The organism is Pseudomonas sp. NFACC41-3 (assembly GCF_900109505.1).
GTDB lineage: Bacteria > Pseudomonadota > Gammaproteobacteria > Pseudomonadales > Pseudomonadaceae > Aquipseudomonas > Aquipseudomonas chlororaphis.
Genome location: NZ_FOAE01000001.1, coordinates 569,212 through 588,135, shown reverse-complemented (window position 1 = coordinate 588,135; position 18,924 = coordinate 569,212). Strand labels below are relative to the sequence as shown.

Here is an 18,924-nt window from a genome sequence, read left to right as displayed (position 1 = left end):
CCCCGGTCTTTCGACCAGGGCCTTTGCTATCGATCCGAAGAGCTTGCGGCTTCTTCGTCACTTGAAGGCGTTCAGTGTTCCTTCAAGTAGATATGGCGCAGCGGACGGGACTCGAACCCGCGACCCCCGGCGTGACAGGCCGGTATTCTAACCGACTGAACTACCGCTGCGCGTCGGTTGGATGCTTCCGTGGAAGCCTCCGCCTTTCTTTCGAAAGACACTCAAGAAGTGGTGGGTGATGACGGGATCGAACCGCCGACCCTCTGCTTGTAAGGCAGATGCTCTCCCGGCTGAGCTAATCACCCTTTGCTTCGTTGAGGCCGCGAAATTTACGCAGATACCGATGCTAAGTCAATACCCTGCTTGAAGTTTTTCTGAAAAAGACAAAATCACGACAACGCCTGAAAAAGGAATCAACAACACCGACGACCTAAAGCCGTGCTCGTTGCGCCCTCCCCACGCCATCAGTCGCGATAAATCATTTTTTTGCTCATACCGCCGTCGACCACAAACTCCTGACCAGTGACAAAACCGGAGTTCTTCGACAACAGCCACGCCACCATCGCCGCCACATCCTCGACCGTCCCTACCCTGCCCGCCGGATGCTGGGCATGATCGGCATCGCTCAGGGGCTCGGCCCGACGCGCCGCCGGGTCCCGAGCGTCGATCCAGCCGGGGCTGACCGCATTGACCCGGATCTCCGGCCCCAGGCTCATGGCCAATGCATGAGTCAAGGCCAGCAAACCGCCCTTGCTCGCCGCATAGGCTTCAGTGTCCGGCTCCGATTGCCGGGCACGGGTAGATGCCAGGTTGACGATGGCTCCGCCATGAGCACGCAAATATGGCGCACAGTGCTTGGCCAGGAGCATCGGACCGCTGAGGTTCACCGCCAGCACCCGATTCCAGTAAGCCAGGTCGAGGCTTTCCAGGGTGATGTTGCGCGGGTCAGCGACTGCTGCGTTACACACCAGCGCATCGAGGCGCCCGAACTGCCCCAGCACTTCGGCGACACCCAGGGCGACCTGCGCTTCATCCGCCACATCCATGCCAATGAACCAGGCACTGTCACCCAGGACCTTGGCCACCTGGGAGCCGCGTACCCGATCCAGATCGGTCAGCACCACCTGCCAGCCTTCGCTGATCAGCCAGGCAGCGATGCCCAGGCCGATACCGCGTGCCGCGCCAGTCACCAGCGCGACGCGGCCGTTGGCAATGCTCTGCTGTTCGGACAACTCGATCACAAGGCTGCCAACCCGCGCGCCAGGTCGGTTTGCAGGTCCAGCACATCCTCAAGGCCGACAGCGATGCGAATCAGGCTGTCACGAATGCCCGCCGCTTCACGCTCTTGCGGCGCCAGACGGCCGTGAGAGGTGGTGCTCGGATGAGTGATGGTGGTCTTGCTATCGCCCAGGTTAGCGGTAATGGAAATCAGGCGAGTGGCGTCGATAAAACGCCAGGCCCCGTCCTTGCCGCCCTTGACCTCAAAGCTCACCACCGCGCCGAAACCACGTTGCTGACGCTTGGCCAGTTCGTATTGCGGATGGCTTGGCAGACCGGCGTAGTGCACCTTCTCGATACCGTCCTGCTGCTCCAGCCATTCGGCCAGGGCCTGGGCATTGGCACAATGGGCGCGCATCCGCAGGTTGAGGGTTTCGAGGCCCTTGAGGAAGATCCAGGCGTTGAACGGACTCAGGGTCGGTCCCGCGGTACGCAGGAAACCCACCACCTCTTTCATCTGTTCGCTGCGGCCAGCCACCACACCGCCCATGCAACGCCCCTGACCATCGATGAACTTGGTCGCCGAGTGCACCACCACGTCCGCGCCCAGCTTCAGCGGCTGCTGCAACGCCGGGGTACAGAAACAGTTGTCGACCACCAGCATCGCGCCCTTGGCGTGAGCGATTTCGGACAACGCAGCGATATCCACCAGTTCGGCGAGCGGGTTGGACGGTGATTCAACGAACAGCAACTTGGTATTGGCCTTGATCGCCGCATCCCAACCGGACAGGTCCGCCAGGGGCACGTAATCGACCTCGATACCGAAGCGCTTGAAATACTTTTCGAACAGGCTAATGGTCGAGCCAAACACACTGCGCGAAACCAATACATGGTCGCCCGCGCTGCACAAACTCATGACCACCGAGAGAATCGCCGCCATGCCAGTGGCCGTGGCTACAGCCTGCTCGGCACCTTCCAGGGCGGCGATACGTTCTTCGAACGCCCGCACGGTCGGGTTGGTGTAGCGGGAATAGACATTGCCCGGCACCTCGCCAGCGAACCGCGCGGCCGCATCGGCGGCCGTGCGGAACACGTAGCTGGAGGTGAAGAACATCGGATCGCCGTGCTCCCCTTCCGGGGTACGGTGTTGGCCGGCGCGCACGGCCAGGGTGTCGAAAGCTACGCCATCAAGGTCGCTGTCCAGCCGACCGGCATCCCAATCCTGACTCATGCCGCCTACTCCTTATGTCTTCTAATGCTCTAAATCAGTTGTTGTACAGATCGATGATCGCACTGACCGCCTGGGTCTTGGCCTTGGAGGCATCGTTACGTGCGTTTTCGATCTTGTTCAGGTAGGCCTCGTCGACGTCGCCAGTGACATATTTGCCGTCGAACACCGCGCAGTCGAAGCTCTCGATCTTGATCTTGCCGCCACCGACCGCTTCGATCAGGTCAGGTAGATCCTGATAGATCAGCCAGTCGGCGCCGATCAGATCGGCCACATCCTGAGTCGAACGATTGTGTGCGATCAGTTCGTGAGCGCTCGGCATGTCGATGCCGTACACGTTCGGGAAACGCACGGCAGGCGCCGCGGAGCAGAAGTAGACATTCTTCGCGCCGGCTTCACGGGCCATCTGGATGATCTGCTTGCAGGTGGTGCCACGAACGATCGAGTCATCCACCAGCATCACGTTCTTGCCGCGGAACTCCAGCTCGATGGCATTGAGTTTCTGGCGCACGGATTTTTTCCGCGCAGCCTGGCCCGGCATGATGAAGGTCCGGCCGATGTAGCGGTTCTTCACGAAACCTTCGCGGAACTTGACGCCCAGGTGGTTCGCCAGCTCCAGCGCCGCGGTACGGCTGGTATCCGGAATCGGGATGACCACATCGATATCGTGATCCGGACGCTCGCGCAGGATCTTCTCGGCCAGCTTCTCGCCCATGCGCAGGCGCGCCTTGTACACCGACACGCCGTCGATGATCGAGTCCGGACGCGCCAGGTAGACGTGTTCGAAAATGCACGGAGTCAGCTTCGGATTGGTCGCGCACTGACGGGTGTGCAGCTTGCCGTCTTCAGTAATGTAGACCGCCTCGCCCGGCGCCAGGTCGCGAATCAAGGTGAAGCCCAGCACATCCAGGGACACGCTTTCGGAGGCGATCATGTATTCGACGCCTTCGTCGGTGTGACGCTGACCGAAAACGATCGGGCGAATACCGTGAGGGTCGCGGAAGCCAACGATGCCATAACCGGTGACCATGGCGACTACCGCATAACCGCCAACGCAACGGTTGTGCACGTCGGTCACGGCGGCGAACACGTCTTCTTCGGTCGGTTGCAGCTTGCCGCGCTGGGCCAGCTCGTGAGCGAAGACGTTGAGCAGGACTTCCGAATCGGAATTGGTGTTGACGTGGCGCAAGTCAGATTCGTAGATCTCCTTGGCCAGCTGTTCAACATTGGTCAGGTTACCGTTATGCGCCAGGGTGATGCCGTAAGGCGAGTTGACGTAAAACGGTTGAGCTTCGGCCGAAGTCGAGCTGCCAGCGGTCGGATACCGCACATGGCCGATACCCATGTGACCGACCAGGCGCTGCATGTGCCGTTGATGGAAAACGTCACGGACCAGGCCGTTGTCCTTGCGCAGGAATAACCGGCCATCATGGCTGGTCACGATACCGGCAGCGTCCTGGCCGCGGTGCTGGAGGACGGTTAGCGCGTCATACAGCGCCTGATTGACGTTCGACTTACCGACGATACCGACGATGCCACACATGCGACGCAACCCCTACTTAATGAAACTGAACTGAACACATCTTACTGAGGCGTTTTGGCCGGTAAGAGTTGTTCCTTGAACGGTATTTCAGCGGGTACGCTGATACCGCTGGCCAGCCACTGACTGCTCCACCCCAATATGAGGTTTTTTGACCAGTCTGCAACCAATAGAAATTGTGGCACCAGTCGCGACTGCTGCCACCAGGAATCCTGTTGTACCGGCCCCAGGCTCAATAGCCCGACCGCCACGACCACCAGCAACGCGCCACGCGCCGCGCCGAAGGCCATGCCGAGGAATCGATCGGTCCCGGATAGCCCGGTGACGCGAACCAATTCGCCGATAAGATAATTGATCATTGCGCCCACGATTAAAGTGGCGACAAACATGATGGCACAGCCCGCGATCACGCGAGCCGAGGGAGTCTCGATGTATCCGCTGAGGTATTCGGACAGAGAGCCACCAAACATCCAGGCAACGACTCCTGCGACGATCCAGGTAAGCAGCGACAGCGCTTCTTTGACGAAGCCGCGGCTCAAACTGATCAAAGCGGAGATGGCGATGATTGCAACGATCGCCCAGTCAACCCAGGTAAATGGCACAGTGCAGCCTACAGACGGATAAGGCGGCGCATTTTAACAGAGCGCATGGCCGTCGGTAAGCTGCGATTCACTGTGCTTTGCAAATCAAGGCGATAGCCTTAACCGCGCTCAGGCTGGAAGCGCACGACAAAACCCTTGAGGTTCTGCTGACGGCTCAGCAAATCGCGCAGGCGGTCTGCCTCGGCCCGCTCGATCAATGGACCGACGAATACCCGGTTCTTGCCATCGGCGGAACGGATATAAGCGTTGTACCCCTGGCTGCGCAGGGTTTTCTGCAGGTTTTCAGCACTTTCCCGACTGGACAGGCTGGCCAGTTGCACCGACCAACTGACCGACAGGCCGTTTGCATCGACACGGCTTGGGGTCGCATCGGGCTTGGCTGGCGCTGCGGCAATCGGCTGGGCCGGAGCCGGCTTGGGGGCTGGCGCTGGAGGTGGAGTCACGGGCTTGCTCGCGGCGACTGGCGGTGCCACCGAGACTGGAGCCGGAGCAACCGGAGCGCTTGGCGCAATCGGCATCGAAGGCGCGGCCTGCTGGGCCACTTCTTCATCGGTGGGTACCGGCTCCTGTGGCAGCGCCTGCGGCTCTGGCACCACCACAGGCTCGACTTGCACCTGGGTTACAGCAGGCGCCTGAGGCGCTGCTGGCGCCTCGACATTGATATGCCGCTGCTCATCTTCGCGGGAAAACAGCATCGGCAGGAAAATCACCGCCAACGCCACCAGAACCAAGGCCCCAACCATTCGCTGCTTGTAGACGTTATCCAGCATAGCCATGTGCAGCTTCCTCCGTGGAGCGCCGAGCGAGCCACTCGAGCGCCTCGGCAACACAATAAAAAGATCCGAACAGCAGAATCTCGTCTTCGGCCGTAGCCTGCGCACACTGCCCTTCCAAGGCTGCGGCGACACTTTCATAAGACGCTACCGAAGCCCCAAGGTTCTGCAGTGCCGCCTGCAAGTCCGCAACGGGACGCGCACGGGCAGAATCCAGCGGCGCCACCGCCCAATGCTCGACACAGGCATCCAGGCGGGCAACCACGCCCTCCAGATCCTTGTCCGCCAACAGGCCAAATACCGCCAGGCGCTTGCCCGCCACTGGTCGGCGCATCAGGCGCTCGGCCAGATACTCCGCGGCATGAGGGTTGTGCCCGACATCCAGCAACAGGTTCAGGCGCTTGCCCTGCCATTCGAATTGACGGCGATCCAGGCGCCCGACCACTCGCGTCTGCTGCAAGGCTTCGGCGATGCGTTCAGCCTGCCAAGGCAGCCCCAGCAACAAATAGGCCTGCAAGGCCAGCGCGGCGTTCTCCATGGGCAGATCGAGCAGCGGCAAGTCGCGCAGCTCGACAGCATTGCCCCGCGCATCGAGCCCCCGCCACTGCCAGTTCGCCTCGGTGATCCCCAGGTCGAAATCACGACCGCGCAGGAAGAACGGGCAGTTCAATTCACGCGCCTTATCCAGCAAGGGCTGAGGGGGATTCAGGTCACCGCAGAGCGCAGGCGCGCCCTGACGGAAAATCCCGGCCTTCTCGAAGGCCACGGACTCACGGGTGTCACCCAGGTAATCGGCATGGTCGACGCCGATACTGGTGACCAGCGCCAGATCCGCATCCACCAGGTTGACCGCATCCAGGCGCCCACCCAGGCCGACTTCCAGCACCACGGCATCGAGACCGGCACGCTGGAACAGCCAGAAGGCCGCCAGGGTACCCATCTCGAAATAGGTCAGGGAAATTTCACCGCGCCCGGCTTCGACCGCGACAAAGGCCTCGCACAGCTCGGCATCGCTGGCTTCGACGCCATCGATCTGCACGCGCTCGTTGTAGCGCAACAGATGGGGGGAATTGTAGACACCGACCTTCAGCCCCTGGGCTCGCAGCAAGGACGCCACGAACGCACAGGTAGAACCCTTGCCGTTGGTACCGGTCACCGTGACGACCCGAGGCGCCAGCCTGCCCAATCCCATGCGGGACGCTACTTCTTGCGAGCGCTCCAGCCCCATGTCGATGGCTGACGGATGCAACTGCTCAAGGTAGGCAAGCCAGTCGCCAAGGGTACGCTCGGTCATATGTTTGCAGGCACCGGTGGCACTACGATCGCCTCGACGGGCGCGGCCACGAACTCAGGCGTCGGCAAGCCCATCAGTTGAGCCAGCAGGTTACCCAGACGCGGACGCAGCTCCTGGCGCGGGATGATCATGTCGATAGCGCCATGCTCCAGCAGGAACTCGCTGCGCTGGAAACCTTCCGGCAGTTTTTCACGCACGGTCTGCTCGATCACGCGAGGGCCGGCGAAACCGACCAGGGCCTTGGGTTCGGCGACAATCACGTCACCCAGCATCGCCAGGCTGGCGGAAACGCCACCGTAGACCGGGTCGGTCAACACAGAAATGAATGGCAGGCCTTCTTCACGCAGACGCGCCAGCACCGCGGAGGTCTTGGCCATCTGCATCAGGGAGATCAGCGCTTCCTGCATCCGCGCACCGCCGGAAGCGGAGAAGCAGACCATCGGGCAACGCTTTTCCAGCGCATAGTTGGCAGCACGCACAAAACGCTCGCCAACGATGGCACCCATGGAGCCGCCCATGAAGGAGAACTCGAACGCCGATACCACCACCGGCATCCCCAGCAGGGTACCGCTCATGGAAATCAGCGCGTCCTTTTCACCGGTCTGCTTCTGGGCCGCGGTGAGGCGATCCTTGTACTTCTTGCCGTCGCGGAATTTCAGACGGTCTACCGGCTCCAGGTCGGCGCCCAGTTCGGCACGGCCCTCAGCGTCGAGGAAAATGTCGATACGGGCGCGAGCGCCGATACGCATGTGGTGGTTGCACTTGGGGCAGACGTCCAGGGTCTTTTCCAGCTCCGGACGATACAGCACCGCCTCGCAGGACGGGCACTTGTGCCACAGACCTTCAGGCACCGAGCTTTTCTTCACCTCGGAACGCATGATCGAAGGGATCAGTTTGTCTACTAACCAGTTGCTCATGCTTTCTTTCTCCAGTACCGGCGGCCCGAACGCTCTGGTTCGCGGCCCCGCGTATGCCCTTGAGCTAAATTCATGTGTGCGGCGATGATCTGTTCGCTACCGCGGTCAGCGCGAGCTTGACCTGCCTGTACCGAACGGCTCCTCAGCCATCCCGGCAACCCCCGGATAGAGCGGCTGCCACTTCGATTTCGGCCCGTCCAGCGACGGTGCCGGCCTGTTTTGTACAGTGGTGTTATGGACGGCGGCAGACTGCCAGCCGTCACATCGACTAACAGCTGCCGCGAACGGCCTGCATAAATGCGCGAATCTTTGCGTGATCCTTGATGCCCTTGCTCCGCTCCACCCCGCCGCTGACATCCACGGCGTACGGGCGAACCTGCGCTATCGCCTGGCCGACATTCTCGGCAGTCAAGCCACCGGCCAGGATAATCGGCTTGCTCAAGCCTTGCGGTACCAGTGACCAATCGAAGGCTTCGCCGGTTCCGCCCGGTACACCCTCGACATAGGTATCGAGCAGGATGCCGCTGGCCCGCGCATAAGCCGCGCAACGGCTGGCAATATCGTCGCCGGCCTTGACCCGCAGCGCCTTGATGTAGGGCCGGTGATAGCCCTCGCAGTCCGCCGGCGTTTCATCGCCGTGAAACTGCAACAGGTCCAGCGGCACTGCATCGAGGATCTCGCCCAGCTCGCAGCGGCTGGCATTGACGAACAGGCCCACGGTGGTCACGAACGGCGGCAGCGCGGCAATGATCGCCCGTGCCTGCTGCACACTCACCGCCCGTGGGCTCTTGGCGTAGAACACCAGCCCGATGGCATCGGCCCCGGCCTCGACCGCCGCCAACGCATCCTCAATGCGGGTAATCCCACAAATTTTGCTGCGAACGGCTGACATGTCGTTTAAACCTCAGGGCAAATCCGGGGAAAGTCCCGGATGGTAGCAAATGCTTTTCCGGGCGTCAGCCGTCAAGTTCCGAGAAGCCGGTGAGGAAATGTGGCCCGATGTATCGCTCGGGCAGCTCGAACTCATCGTGATACTCGACCTGCACCAGATACAGTCCGAAAGGATGCGCCGTCACCCCGCCCGTGCGGCGAATCCGGCTCTCCAGCACTTCCCTGGCCCACTCGACCGGACGCTCGCCCGCGCCGATGGTCATCAGCACTCCGGCGATATTGCGCACCATGTGATGCAGGAACGCGCTGGCGCGGATATCCAGGACAATCATCTTGCCGTGCCGGGTGACCCGCAGATGGTGGATTTCCTTGATCGGCGACTTGGCCTGGCACTGCCCTGCCCGAAATGCACTGAAATCATGGGTGCCCACCAGATGCTGGGCAGCCTCGGCCATCCGCTCGACATCCAGCGGCCGGTGATTCCAGGTGATCTCCTCGTTCAAGTGCGCCGGACGGATCTGGTCGTTGTAGATCACGTAGCGATAGCGGCGGGCAATCGCCTTGAACCGCGCATGAAAATGCGCCGGCATGACCTTGGCCCAGCTCACGCTGATGTCGTGGGGCAGGTTGATATTGGCCCCCATCACCCACGCCTTCATCGAACGCTCGGCCTGGGTATCGAAGTGCACCACCTGCCCACAGGCGTGCACGCCGGCGTCGGTACGTCCAGCGCAAGACAGCAGCACCGGTGAGTCCGCCACCCGGGACAGCGCCTTCTCGAGGGTTTCCTGGACACTCGGGACACCGGAAGCCTGACGCTGCCAGCCGCGATAACGCGAGCCCTTGTATTCGACACCCAACGCGATTCTGAAAAAGCCTGCGGCCGCCATTTCGGCGGCCGCGTTATCTATATTTGCCAAGAACTTACAGCCTGCTGATATGCGCAAAGGCAGCCATTATAAGGCGCGCGCAAGCAGACGCCATGCGCGGCCCGCTTTTAGTTGATGTTTGCCCATTAAGCGCCAGCGAGCGCAAACAGGATTGCGTGAAAACCAAGACAAACGCTATATAGACAAGTACATAGCGACAAGCATAAATCCACTCGACCGGGACCTGACCAATGACCGCCATCAACAAGGAGGCCGTGGGCCTCGCCTACAGCCTGCAAGGTATGCTCCACGCCAAGCGCAAGACCTGGGAAGCCATCGCGCAGACAGCCGCGCGCATTCAGCCAGGCATGCTCGAATCCCAGGCTCGCGCCTTGGGGCTGGAGGTGCTTGCGGAATTGGGCATGGACCGGATCTGGCATCCGGCGCTGGTGCGCTTTGGCGAAAACACCCTGAAGACCTTCAAGCAACGCTCCGAAGGCGATCCGATACTGGGCGACAACGACATCTTCTTTATTGACCTGGGGGTGGTCTGGGACCGACACGAAGGCGATTGCGGCGCCACCTTCGTCACCGGCAACGATCCCGAGATGCAAGCCTGCGCCACGGCGGCCCAAACCCTGTTCGAACGGGTTCGTGATCACTGGAACGAGCACAAGGTGGCCGGCCCTGCCCTGTATCGCTATGCCGAAGAACAGGCGATCGCCATGGGCTGGGTGCTGAACCTTGAGATCAAGGGGCACCGGGTCAGCGACTTCCCCCATGCCATTTATCGAGCGGGCGACCTGGGCAACTTCGAGGCATGCCCCAACGTCGGCCTGTGGATTCTGGAAATCCAGATCGCCCACCCTACCCGGCCGTTCGGCGCCTTCTACGAAGACCTGCTGGCTTAACCGCGCAAGCGCTGCCATGGGCCCAGAAACAAAAACGGCAGCCTCGATGGCTGCCGTTTTTTGCTGCTAGCGCCGACTCAGGCCAGACGCGCGAGCATTTCCTTGGCTTCGCTTTTCTGACCGTCATTACCTTCGCTGATGACTTCGCCGAGAATATCCCGCGCGCCATCGTTATCGCCCATGTCGATGTAGGCCTGGGCCAGATCGAGCTTGGTCGCCACTTCATCGGCGCCGGAAAGGAAATCGAAATCCCCTTCGTCGGCACTGCCTGCGGCATCCTCTGCGGTAAAGGTCGGCTCGGCCAGGTCCGGCTGCTCGAGGCTTTGCGACAAGCGATCCAGCTCGGCGTTGACATCGTCCAGCTCGGAAGCGAAAGCATCCTTGGCAGCGGGTTGTGCATCCATCTCGTCCGCCAGGGACAAGTCGAAGTCCGCAGGCAGCTCAAGATCGTCGAGCGCAGCTTCGGTCACCGTAGGCACTTCGACAGCCGGCAGATCCTTCAGGTCGTCATCCAGGCTGAGAAGGAAATCCTCATCGGCTTGCGCCGCTGCAGGAAGATCCTCACCCAGATCCAGGTCGAAATCCGACAGATCATCCAGGCTTTCCTTGGCTGCGGTTTGCTGCTGCAGCACCGACTCGAAGCTCAGGTCGTCATCCAGCGGGAAGTCGTCCAGCTCAGGCTCAACTTGAGCAGGAACAGCCGGAGCAACCGGCGCCGCTGGAGAGGCTGCCTCCAGATCGTCCAGGCTCAGATCGAAGTCGGTATCCAGGTCGTCGACAGCCGGTGCCGGCGCTGGCTCCTGCGGCTCGTCGAGCAACAGCTCCTTGACGTACTGAGCATCCAGCGCCGCCGCTGCGGCCGCAGCGCCGAGACCCGCAGCCGCCACAGCAGCCATTGCCGGGAAACGGCTTTTCAGCTGTTCGACTTCAGCGTGATTCTTGCCATTGGCCACCAGCTGACGCTCCTGGGCCACAAAGGCGCTGCGATCGCCCTGATGACCGTAGACTTCCATCAGCTTCAAGCGCACCTCGCTACGCTGCGGCTCCAGCTTGACCGCCTCCTCCAGGATCGCCGCCGCCTGGTTCAGGCGACCGCCATCGATATGGGACTGGGCCTGATCCAGCACATCGGCCGGATGCTCGACTGCGGCAGCCACCGGCGCCGCGGCCACCACAGGCACCACGACCGGAGCTGGAGCTGGAGCTGGAGCTGGAGCTGGAGCTGGAGCTGGAGCGAGCTTGACGCTCGGCGGTGGAACTTCAAGGCCTTCGAAGCTGCTTTCCGGCAGATCCAGATCCTTGGACAGCTCAGACTCTTCGGACAGGGCGCGAGCCATGCGCAGATGCTTTTCCGCCTCCTGCCGAGCCTTGCGACGGCGAGCCAGCAACAGCAGCAACAACAGCACCAACACTGCCCCGCCGCCCGCCAGCCCCAGGAGGATCGGATTGGTCAGCAGGTCGTTGAATTTGTCCTCATCGGACGCCGGTGTTTGCGCCTGGGCCGGTGCCGCTTCAGCCGAGGCCTCGCCCGACGTTGCCGCAGGATCGGCCACTGGCGCCGCCGGGGTCGCAGGCTGCTCGGCCAGTTGTGCCGGCATGGCCGCGGTCGGTTGTGCTGGCGCCACGGCACCCGCCCCTTGCGCCTGCAATTTGGCCAACTGGTCGTTCTTCAATTCGATCAGGCGTTGCAGCTTGTCCAGCTGGCTTTGCAGGTCCGTCAGACGGCTTTTCAGCTCGGCGTTGTCACGCCGGGCCGTATCGAGGCTTTCCTGAGTCACCGCCAGCTTGTTGCTCAGCGCCTGGCTGTCGCCAGCCGCCCCCTTGCCCCGCGCCTTGCCCGACTCGGCAGACACCAGGCTCAGATTATCCTTGACCGCGCCTTGTGCAGGCGCCTTGTCCGCGCCCGCACGCCGGGTGCCATCCAGTTGCTGCTGAGCGCCACGCGGCGCCAGGCGGCGCCCCTGACGCCACGCCGTATTCTGCGCGGCGACCTCGGCGATCGCTTGCGGCTGCGGCAGGCTGGTGCTCTGCACGGCATCGGGCAGGCGCAATACCTGCCCGGTTTTCAGCCGGTTGATGTTGCCGTCGATAAAGGCATCCGGATTCAGCGCCTGGATGGCCAGCATGGTTTGCTGGACCGAACCGCCATTGCGGGCCTTGGCCGCAATTTCCCAGAGGGTGTCGCGGGCCGAGGTGGTGTATTGAGCAGGCTTGCCGGCACCGGTGACCGGCGCGGCAACCGCTGGAGTTTGTGCCGCGGATTGCGCGGCCGCTTCAGCGGTTTGCGGGGAAAACTTGGAAGGGTCGAGCAAGACGCTGTAGTCGCGCAGCAGACGGCCATTGGGCCACATCACCTGCACCAGGAACTTGACCATCGGCTCGGAGAGCGGCTGGCTCGACGTGACCCGCAGCACGCTCTTGCCGTTGGCATTGAGCACCGGCGTAAAGCTCAGGTCATTGAGAAAGGCCTGGCGATCGACGCCCGCCTTGGCGAAATCTTCAGGCGAGGCCAGGCTCGGCACCACCTCGGCGGCGGTAAGATCCTTGACGTCCAGCAACTCGATTTCTGCAACCAGTGGCTGGTTCAGAGTCGACTTCAGGGTCAGCTCCCCGAGCCCAAGCGCCTGCGCCATACCGGAGGACAGCGCCGACGCGGCCGCTATTGCTAACACCAGTTTGCGAACTTGAACCATAGCCTCATCCTTTGTTTGAACATTCCTCGGCCAGCGAGAAGGTGTTGTAGCGCTGCCGTAAGGCATTGCGTGCGGCCTGAAGGGCCGCTTCGCGCGATATATGTCTGCATGCCTTGGAAGAGCGCGACGGCAGCTCACCTCCAGCAACCAGCCAAGCATAGCGCCCAGCTAGAATCATTCTGCAAATTGTTGCCAAGTATCTTTTACAGAAGGTCTTTTATCAACAACTCAGCCAGCTGCACGGCGTTGAGCGCAGCCCCTTTGCGTACGTTATCTGACGTCAGCCAGAGATTAAGTTCCGCCGGGTCGTCGATCCCCGCGCGCACCCGACCAACGTAGACCACATCCTGCCCCACCGCATCGCCCACCGCGGTCGGGTAGTCGCCCGCCTCCACCAACTCGATGCCGGGCGCCGCTTCGAGCGCAGCATTGACCGCGTCCAGGTCGATCGCCGTGGCTGACTGCAGAGTCACGCTATAGCTATCGCCAAAAAACACCGGGGCTTGAACACAAGTGACAGAAATCTTTAATAAAGGCTGCGCCAGCACCTCGCGCAACTCCCGGACCAGGCGTTTTTCCAACAAGGTGTGACCTTGCTCGTCGGGCGTGCCGACCTGTGCCAACAGGTTGAATGCCATCTGCCGGTCGAAGAATCGCGGCTCCAACGGACGCACATTGAGCAATTCGGCGGTCTGCCGCGCCAGCTCGGTTACCGCTTCACGGCCCTGAGTGGACACCGCGAGGCTGGCGGTCAGGTTGACCCGCTGGATCTCGAACAGGGCCTGCAACGGCGCCAGGACCACCGCCAGCGATGTGGCTGCGGCGCTGGGGCTGCTCAGTTGAACGGGCTTTTCCAGGCCGCCCAGCACGCGCTCGTTGGCTTCCGGCACCAGATTCGGTGCCTGGGCCGAAGGCAATGCGCCCGACAGGTCGATCACCGCGCAATTGGCCGCCGTCGCCCGCGGGGCGAAGCTCAGGGTCACCGCCGGGCCGGCAGCGAAAAACGCCAGCTGCACCTTGCTGAAATCGAACTCGTCGACCTCACGCACGCGCACATTTTTTCCACGAAACGGCACCGAGTGCCCCGCCGATTCACTGCTGGCCAGCAAGTGCAGATTGGCGATCGGAAAATCGCGCTCTTCGAGAATCTGGACGAGGGTTTCGCCGACAGTACCGGTGGCACCGATAACGGCGATATCGAAGGACTGGTTCATGGTGCTACCTCTGGCGAAACGGGGGAGCGGCACTTTACCCGGCGCTTGGGGGCGAGGCAATTTATCAGATCTGGCACATCAGACTTTTCGCAAACATGCTCATAGCCAGCAATCAGGAGCTGCTCCGAGATGAAAAAAGCCCGCGCCTCTTGCAAGGCGCGGGCTCTTTCAACGCATCAGAGCATCAACGCTCGAGCAGGATCCGCAGCATGCGGCGCAGCGGTTCGGCGGCGCCCCACAGCAGCTGGTCGCCGACGGTGAACGCGCCGAGGAACTGCGACCCCATGTTCAGCTTGCGCAGACGGCCCACCGGGATGTTCAGGGTGCCGGTGACCTTGGTCGGGCTCAGCTCCTGCATGCTGATGTCACGCTGGTTCGGTACCAGCTTGACCCAAGGGTTGTGCTGGCTGATCAACCCTTCGATATCGGCGATCGGCACGTCCTTGTTCAGCTTGATGGTCAGCGCCTGGCTGTGGCAGCGCATGGCGCCGATCCGCACGCAGATGCCATCGACCGGGATCGGGCTCTTGAAGCGGCCGAGGATCTTGTTGGTCTCGGCCTGGGCCTTCCACTCTTCGCGGCTCTGGCCGTTCGGCAGTTCCTTGTCGATCCACGGGATCAGGCTGCCGGCCAGCGGCACACCGAAGTTCTCGGTCGGGTAAGCATCGCTGCGCATGGCTTCGGCGACCTTGCGGTCGATGTCGAGAATGGCGCTGGCCGGATTGGCCAGGTCATCCGCCACGGCGGCGTGGGTCGCGCCCATCTGCTTGATCAGTTCGCGCATGTTCTGCGCGCCGGCACCGGAGGCCGCCTGATAGGTCATGGCGCTCATCCACTCCACCAGACCGGCTTCGAACAGGCCGCCCAGGCCCATCAGCATCAAGCTGACGGTGCAGTTGCCACCGATGTAGTTCTTGGTGCCGGAGTCCAGCTGCTGGTCGATGACCTTGCGGTTCACCGGGTCGAGGATGATCACCGCGTCGTCCTGCATGCGCAGGCTGGAAGCGGCATCGATCCAGTAGCCCTGCCAGCCGGCTTCGCGCAGCTTGGGGAAGACTTCGCTGGTGTAGTCGCCACCCTGGCAGGTCAGAATCACGTCGAGGGTCTTCAGCTCTTCAATGCTGTAAGCGTCCTTGAGCGGAGCAATGTCCTTGCCCACGGACGGGCCTTGGCCACCGACATTGGAAGTGGTGAAAAACACCGGCTCGATAAGATCGAAGTCTTGCTCTTCCAGCATCCGCTGCATGAGCACGGAACCGACCATACCGCGCCAACCGATCAGACCTACACGTTTCATCGCAACTACACCTATACAAAAGTGGGCCACCGTCTGAGCGGTGGGCCCGAAAGATTACAGATTCCGCAGCGCGGCGACTACTGCATCGCCCATTTCCTGCGTACCCACCTTGGTGCAACCGGCCGACCAGATGTCGCCGGTGCGCAATCCCTGGTCCAGTACCAGGCTCACGGCCTGCTCGATGGCATCCGCCGCGTCGTTCAGGTTGAAGCTGTAACGCAGCATCATCGACACCGACAGAATGGTCGCCAGCGGGTTGGCGATGCCCTGCCCGGCGATGTCCGGCGCCGAACCGTGGCATGGCTCGTACATGCCCTTGTTGTTGGCATCCAGCGACGCCGACGGCAGCATGCCGATGGAACCGGTGAGCATCGACGCTTCGTCGGACAGGATGTCGCCGAACATGTTGTCGGTGACCATCACGTCGAACTGCTTCGGCGCACGCACCAACTGCATGGCGGCGTTGTCGACGTACATGTGGCTCAGTTCGACATCCGGGTAATCCTTGGCCACCTGCTCGACCACTTCGCGCCACAGCTGGCTGGACGCCAGGACGTTGGCCTTGTCCACCGAGCAGAGCTTCTTGCCGCGCACACGGGCCATGTCGAAGCCGACCCGGGCGATGCGGCGGATTTCACTCTCGCTGTACGGCAGGGTGTCGTAGGACTGACGCTCGCCGTTTTCCAGCTCGCGGGTGCCACGCGGCGCGCCGAAGTAGATGCCGCCGGTCAGCTCGCGAACGATGAGGATGTCCAGGCCGGAGACGATTTCCGGCTTGAGGCTGGAAGCATCGGCCAGTTGCGGATAAAGGATCGCCGGACGCAGGTTGCCGAACAGGCCCAACTGCGCGCGAATTTTCAGCAGGCCGCGCTCAGGGCGGATATCACGCTCGATCTTGTCCCATTTCGGGCCGCCCACGGCGCCCAGCAGGACCGCGTCGGCAGCCCGCGCACGATCCAGGGTCTCGTCGGCCAGCGGCACGCCGTGCTTATCGATGGCCGCGCCACCGATCACGTCATGGCTCAGTTCGAAGCCCAGGCTGTACTTGTCGTTGGCCAGCTCCAGCACCTTGACCGCCTCGGCCATGATTTCCGGGCCGATGCCGTCACCTGGGAGAATCAGAATCTGCTTGCTCATGCTTTCCTCATTTGCTCTGTCGGTGTGCTGGTTGGCACGCCCGGAAAAATGCTGTTGCCTGGCCTGCGGCGTCCGTTCACCCGTAGAGAACGAAGCGCTGGCCCGAATATCAAGCCGCCATGGCTTTTTTTGGCGGTTGCGGCGAGCAAAAAGCTCGCTCCTACAGGTTTTGTGTCCTCTCCTGCCGGAGCGAGCTGGCTCGCCATCAATGGATCACTTTAACGCCGATCAGGCGTCGCGAAACAACCACGGCTGGCTGGCACGATGCTTGGCCTCGAAGGCGGCAATCGCGTCACCGTCCTGCAAGGTCAGGCCGATATCGTCCAGACCGTTGAGCAGGCAATGCTTGCGGAACGCATCGATCTCGAATTTCAACACCTTGCCATCGGGACGGGTCACGGTCTGGGCCTGCAGATCGATCTGCAACTGGTAGCCCGGATTGGCCTCGACCTGCTGGAACAATTCATCGACTTCAGCATCGCTGAGGATGATCGGCAGCAAGCCGTTCTTGAAGCTGTTGTTGAAGAAGATGTCAGCGTAGCTCGGCGCAATGATGCTGCGAAAACCATATTCTTCCAACGCCCAAGGCGCGTGCTCGCGGCTGGAGCCGCAGCCGAAGTTTTCCCGGGCCAGCAATACACTGGCGCCCTGGTAGCGCTCGGCGTTGAGCACGAAATCCTTGTTCAACGGACGCTTGGAGTTGTCCTGGTACGGCTGGCCGACATCCAGGTAGCGCCACTCGTCGAACAGGTTCGGGCCGAAGCCGGTGCGCTTGATCGACTTGAGGAACTGCTTGGGAATGATCTGATCGGTGTCGACGTTGGCACGATCCAAAGGCGCGACAAGACCGGTGTGCTGGGTGAAAGCTTTCATGCTGCGCTCCTTAGATCAATTCACGGACGTCGACGAAACGACCGTTGACGGCGGCGGCCGCGGCCATGGCCGGGCTGACCAGATGGGTACGGCCACCGGCGCCCTGACGACCTTCGAAGTTGCGGTTCGAGGTCGAAGCGCAATGCTCGCCGGACTCCAAGCGGTCCGGGTTCATCGCCAGGCACATCGAACAGCCCGGCTCGCGCCATTCGAAACCCGCTTCGAGGAAGATCTTGTCCAGGCCTTCCGACTCCGCCTGGGCCTTCACCAGGCCCGAACCCGGGACCACGATCGCCTGCTTGATGGTCGAGGCCACTTTGCGGCCCTTGGCGATGACCGCCGCGGCACGCAGGTCTTCGATCCGCGAGTTGGTGCAGGAACCGATGAATACCCGGTCCAGCTGGATGTCGGTGATCGCCTGGTTGGCGGTCAAACCCATGTATTTCAAGGCACGGACGATGGAATCACGCTTGACCAGGTCCATTTCCTTGGCCGGGTCCGGCACGTTCTGATCGACGGCCAGGACCATCTCGGGCGAAGTGCCCCAGCTGACTTGCGGCTTGATCTGCGCGGCATCCAGCTCGACCACGGTGTCGAACTTGGCGTCGGCGTCGGACACCAGGTCCTTCCAGGCTTCGACGGCGAGGTCCCATTGCGCGCCCTTGGGGGCGAATGGACGACCCTTGACGTATTCCACGGTCTTTTCGTCCGCGGCCACCAGGCCCACGCGGGCGCCGGCTTCGATGGACATGTTGCAGATGGTCATGCGGCCTTCGACGGACAGGTCGCGAATCGCGCTGCCGGCGAACTCGATGGCATGGCCGTTACCGCCTGCGGTGCCGATCTTGCCGATCACGGCCAGGACGATGTCCTTGGCGGTCACGCCAAATGGCAACTGGCCCTCGACCCGCACCAGCATGTTTTTCATTTTCTTGGCGACCAGGCACTGGGTCGCGAGCACGTGCTCGACCTCGGAGGTGCCGATGCCGTGCGCCAGGGCGCCAAAGGCACCGTGGGTCGAGGTGTGGGAGTCGCCGCAGACCACGGTCATGCCCGGCAAGGTCGCGCCCTGCTCCGGGCCGATGACGTGAACGATGCCCTGGCGCACGTCGTTCATCTTGAATTCGACGATGCCGTATTCGTCACAGTTGTCGTCGAGGGTCTGAACCTGCAAACGCGAGACCTGGTCGGCGATAGCGCTGATGCCGCCCTTGCGCTCCGGCGTGGTCGGTACGTTGTGGTCCGGGGTCGCGATGTTGGCATCGATGCGCCAAGGCTTGCGCCCGGCCAGACGCAGGCCTTCGAAGGCTTGCGGCGAGGTCACTTCGTGGATGATGTGACGATCGATATAGATCAGCGCCGAGCCATCGTCGCGCTGCTTGACCAAATGCGAATCCCAGAGCTTGTCGTAGAGCGTTTTGCCGGCCATCAGACGGTTCCTCATCATTTTCTATGCCGCGGGTCTCT

Annotated in this window: 16 protein-coding genes and 2 tRNA genes; 1 reads left to right on the top strand and 17 read right to left on the bottom strand. The window is 62.0% G+C overall.

What is annotated here, in order from left to right; translation table 11 throughout:
• Positions 1-93 precede the first annotated feature (93 nt).
• The 11 genes from BMY68_RS02670 to truA form a co-directional block, all read right to left on the bottom strand.
• Positions 94-170 (bottom strand) — tRNA-Asp (locus BMY68_RS02670).
• 59 nt (positions 171-229) lie between these two features.
• Positions 230-305 (bottom strand) — tRNA-Val (locus BMY68_RS02665).
• A gap of 159 nt (positions 306-464) precedes the next feature.
• Positions 465-1,241, bottom strand: a complete 777-nt coding sequence (locus BMY68_RS02660) for an SDR family oxidoreductase (protein WP_007921969.1) — start codon at positions 1,239-1,241, stop codon at positions 465-467.
• Positions 1,238-2,449, bottom strand: coding sequence for an O-succinylhomoserine sulfhydrylase (locus BMY68_RS02655; protein ID WP_085530334.1), 1,212 nt, complete (start codon positions 2,447-2,449; stop codon positions 1,238-1,240). Before BMY68_RS02655 ends, BMY68_RS02660 begins: the two co-directional genes overlap by 4 nt.
• A 34-nt stretch (positions 2,450-2,483) precedes the next feature.
• Entirely contained in the window at positions 2,484-3,989 is a 1,506-nt protein-coding gene (purF, locus tag BMY68_RS02650; RefSeq protein ID WP_009048108.1) for an amidophosphoribosyltransferase, read from the bottom strand.
• A 41-nt stretch (positions 3,990-4,030) separates the two neighbouring features.
• A complete protein-coding gene (locus BMY68_RS02645) occupies positions 4,031-4,588 on the bottom strand; it encodes a CvpA family protein (RefSeq protein ID WP_007921975.1) in 558 nt (185 codons plus the stop codon).
• 98 nt (positions 4,589-4,686) lie between these two features.
• Positions 4,687-5,364, bottom strand: coding sequence for an SPOR domain-containing protein (locus BMY68_RS02640; protein WP_085530333.1), 678 nt, complete (start codon positions 5,362-5,364; stop codon positions 4,687-4,689).
• Positions 5,348-6,655: a bifunctional tetrahydrofolate synthase/dihydrofolate synthase gene (gene folC, locus BMY68_RS02635; protein WP_085530332.1), complete on the bottom strand. Its 1,308-nt coding sequence runs from the start codon at positions 6,653-6,655 to the stop codon at positions 5,348-5,350. Before folC ends, BMY68_RS02640 begins: the two co-directional genes overlap by 17 nt.
• Positions 6,652-7,572, bottom strand: a complete 921-nt coding sequence (gene accD, locus BMY68_RS02630) for an acetyl-CoA carboxylase, carboxyltransferase subunit beta (protein WP_007921980.1) — start codon at positions 7,570-7,572, stop codon at positions 6,652-6,654. The genes folC and accD overlap by 4 nt, the downstream gene beginning before the upstream one ends.
• Positions 7,573-7,840: 268 nt before the next feature.
• On the bottom strand, positions 7,841-8,464 hold the full coding sequence (locus BMY68_RS02625; RefSeq protein ID WP_085530331.1) for a phosphoribosylanthranilate isomerase: 624 nt from the start codon (positions 8,462-8,464) through the stop codon (positions 7,841-7,843).
• A gap of 64 nt (positions 8,465-8,528) precedes the next feature.
• Positions 8,529-9,353, bottom strand: a complete 825-nt coding sequence (gene truA / locus BMY68_RS02620; RefSeq protein WP_016704910.1) for a tRNA pseudouridine(38-40) synthase TruA — start codon at positions 9,351-9,353, stop codon at positions 8,529-8,531.
• Positions 9,354-9,583: 230 nt separating this feature from the next.
• Between truA and BMY68_RS02615 the strand changes: the two genes are divergently transcribed.
• Positions 9,584-10,243, top strand: coding sequence for a M24 family metallopeptidase (locus BMY68_RS02615; protein WP_085530330.1), 660 nt, complete (start codon positions 9,584-9,586; stop codon positions 10,241-10,243).
• Positions 10,244-10,320: 77 nt separating this feature from the next.
• Here BMY68_RS02615 and BMY68_RS02610 read toward each other — a convergent pair whose 3' ends face one another.
• The 6 genes from BMY68_RS02610 to leuC all read right to left on the bottom strand — a co-directional run bounded on the left by BMY68_RS02610 (position 10,321) and on the right by leuC (position 18,886).
• Entirely contained in the window at positions 10,321-12,936 is a 2,616-nt protein-coding gene (locus BMY68_RS02610; RefSeq protein ID WP_085530329.1) for a motility hub landmark protein FimV, read from the bottom strand.
• A gap of 203 nt (positions 12,937-13,139) precedes the next feature.
• The gene (locus BMY68_RS02605; RefSeq protein WP_085530328.1) at positions 13,140-14,150 is read right to left on the bottom strand and encodes an aspartate-semialdehyde dehydrogenase; all 1,011 of its coding nucleotides are present in this window, start codon (positions 14,148-14,150) and stop codon (positions 13,140-13,142) included.
• A gap of 184 nt (positions 14,151-14,334) precedes the next feature.
• Entirely contained in the window at positions 14,335-15,447 is a 1,113-nt protein-coding gene (gene asd, locus BMY68_RS02600; protein ID WP_007921989.1) for an aspartate-semialdehyde dehydrogenase, read from the bottom strand.
• A 54-nt stretch (positions 15,448-15,501) separates the two neighbouring features.
• Complete coding sequence (leuB, locus tag BMY68_RS02595) at positions 15,502-16,584, bottom strand: 3-isopropylmalate dehydrogenase (protein ID WP_009043028.1); 1,083 nt, start codon at positions 16,582-16,584, stop codon at positions 15,502-15,504.
• A 228-nt stretch (positions 16,585-16,812) separates the two neighbouring features.
• Positions 16,813-17,457 carry a 3-isopropylmalate dehydratase small subunit gene (gene leuD, locus BMY68_RS02590; protein WP_007921993.1) on the bottom strand — a complete coding sequence of 215 codons (645 nt, stop codon included), beginning with the start codon at positions 17,455-17,457 and terminating at the stop codon, positions 16,813-16,815.
• 10 nt (positions 17,458-17,467) lie between these two features.
• Positions 17,468-18,886, bottom strand: coding sequence for a 3-isopropylmalate dehydratase large subunit (leuC, locus tag BMY68_RS02585; protein WP_085530327.1), 1,419 nt, complete (start codon positions 18,884-18,886; stop codon positions 17,468-17,470).
• Between the last annotated feature and the right edge of the window lie 38 nt (positions 18,887-18,924).

Bases quoted from the DNA above. Each gene is read 5' to 3' on its own strand.
- BMY68_RS02655 (WP_085530334.1), bottom strand. From the start codon at position 2,449: ATGAGTCAGGATTGGGATGCCGGTCGGCTGGACAGCGACCTTGATGGC.
- purF (WP_009048108.1), bottom strand. From the start codon at position 3,989: ATGTGTGGCATCGTCGGTATCGTCGGTAAGTCGAACGTCAATCAGGCG.
- BMY68_RS02640 (WP_085530333.1), bottom strand. From the start codon at position 5,364: ATGGCTATGCTGGATAACGTCTACAAGCAGCGAATGGTTGGGGCCTTG.
- folC (WP_085530332.1), bottom strand. From the start codon at position 6,655: ATGACCGAGCGTACCCTTGGCGACTGGCTTGCCTACCTTGAGCAGTTG.
- accD (WP_007921980.1), bottom strand. From the start codon at position 7,572: ATGAGCAACTGGTTAGTAGACAAACTGATCCCTTCGATCATGCGTTCC.
- BMY68_RS02625 (WP_085530331.1), bottom strand. From the start codon at position 8,464: ATGTCAGCCGTTCGCAGCAAAATTTGTGGGATTACCCGCATTGAGGAT.
- truA (WP_016704910.1), bottom strand. From the start codon at position 9,353: ATGGCGGCCGCAGGCTTTTTCAGAATCGCGTTGGGTGTCGAATACAAG.
- BMY68_RS02615 (WP_085530330.1), top strand. From the start codon at position 9,584: ATGACCGCCATCAACAAGGAGGCCGTGGGCCTCGCCTACAGCCTGCAA.
- BMY68_RS02610 (WP_085530329.1), bottom strand. From the start codon at position 12,936: ATGGTTCAAGTTCGCAAACTGGTGTTAGCAATAGCGGCCGCGTCGGCG.
- BMY68_RS02605 (WP_085530328.1), bottom strand. From the start codon at position 14,150: ATGAACCAGTCCTTCGATATCGCCGTTATCGGTGCCACCGGTACTGTC.
- asd (WP_007921989.1), bottom strand. From the start codon at position 15,447: ATGAAACGTGTAGGTCTGATCGGTTGGCGCGGTATGGTCGGTTCCGTG.
- leuB (WP_009043028.1), bottom strand. From the start codon at position 16,584: ATGAGCAAGCAGATTCTGATTCTCCCAGGTGACGGCATCGGCCCGGAA.
- leuD (WP_007921993.1), bottom strand. From the start codon at position 17,457: ATGAAAGCTTTCACCCAGCACACCGGTCTTGTCGCGCCTTTGGATCGT.
- leuC (WP_085530327.1), bottom strand. From the start codon at position 18,886: ATGGCCGGCAAAACGCTCTACGACAAGCTCTGGGATTCGCATTTGGTC.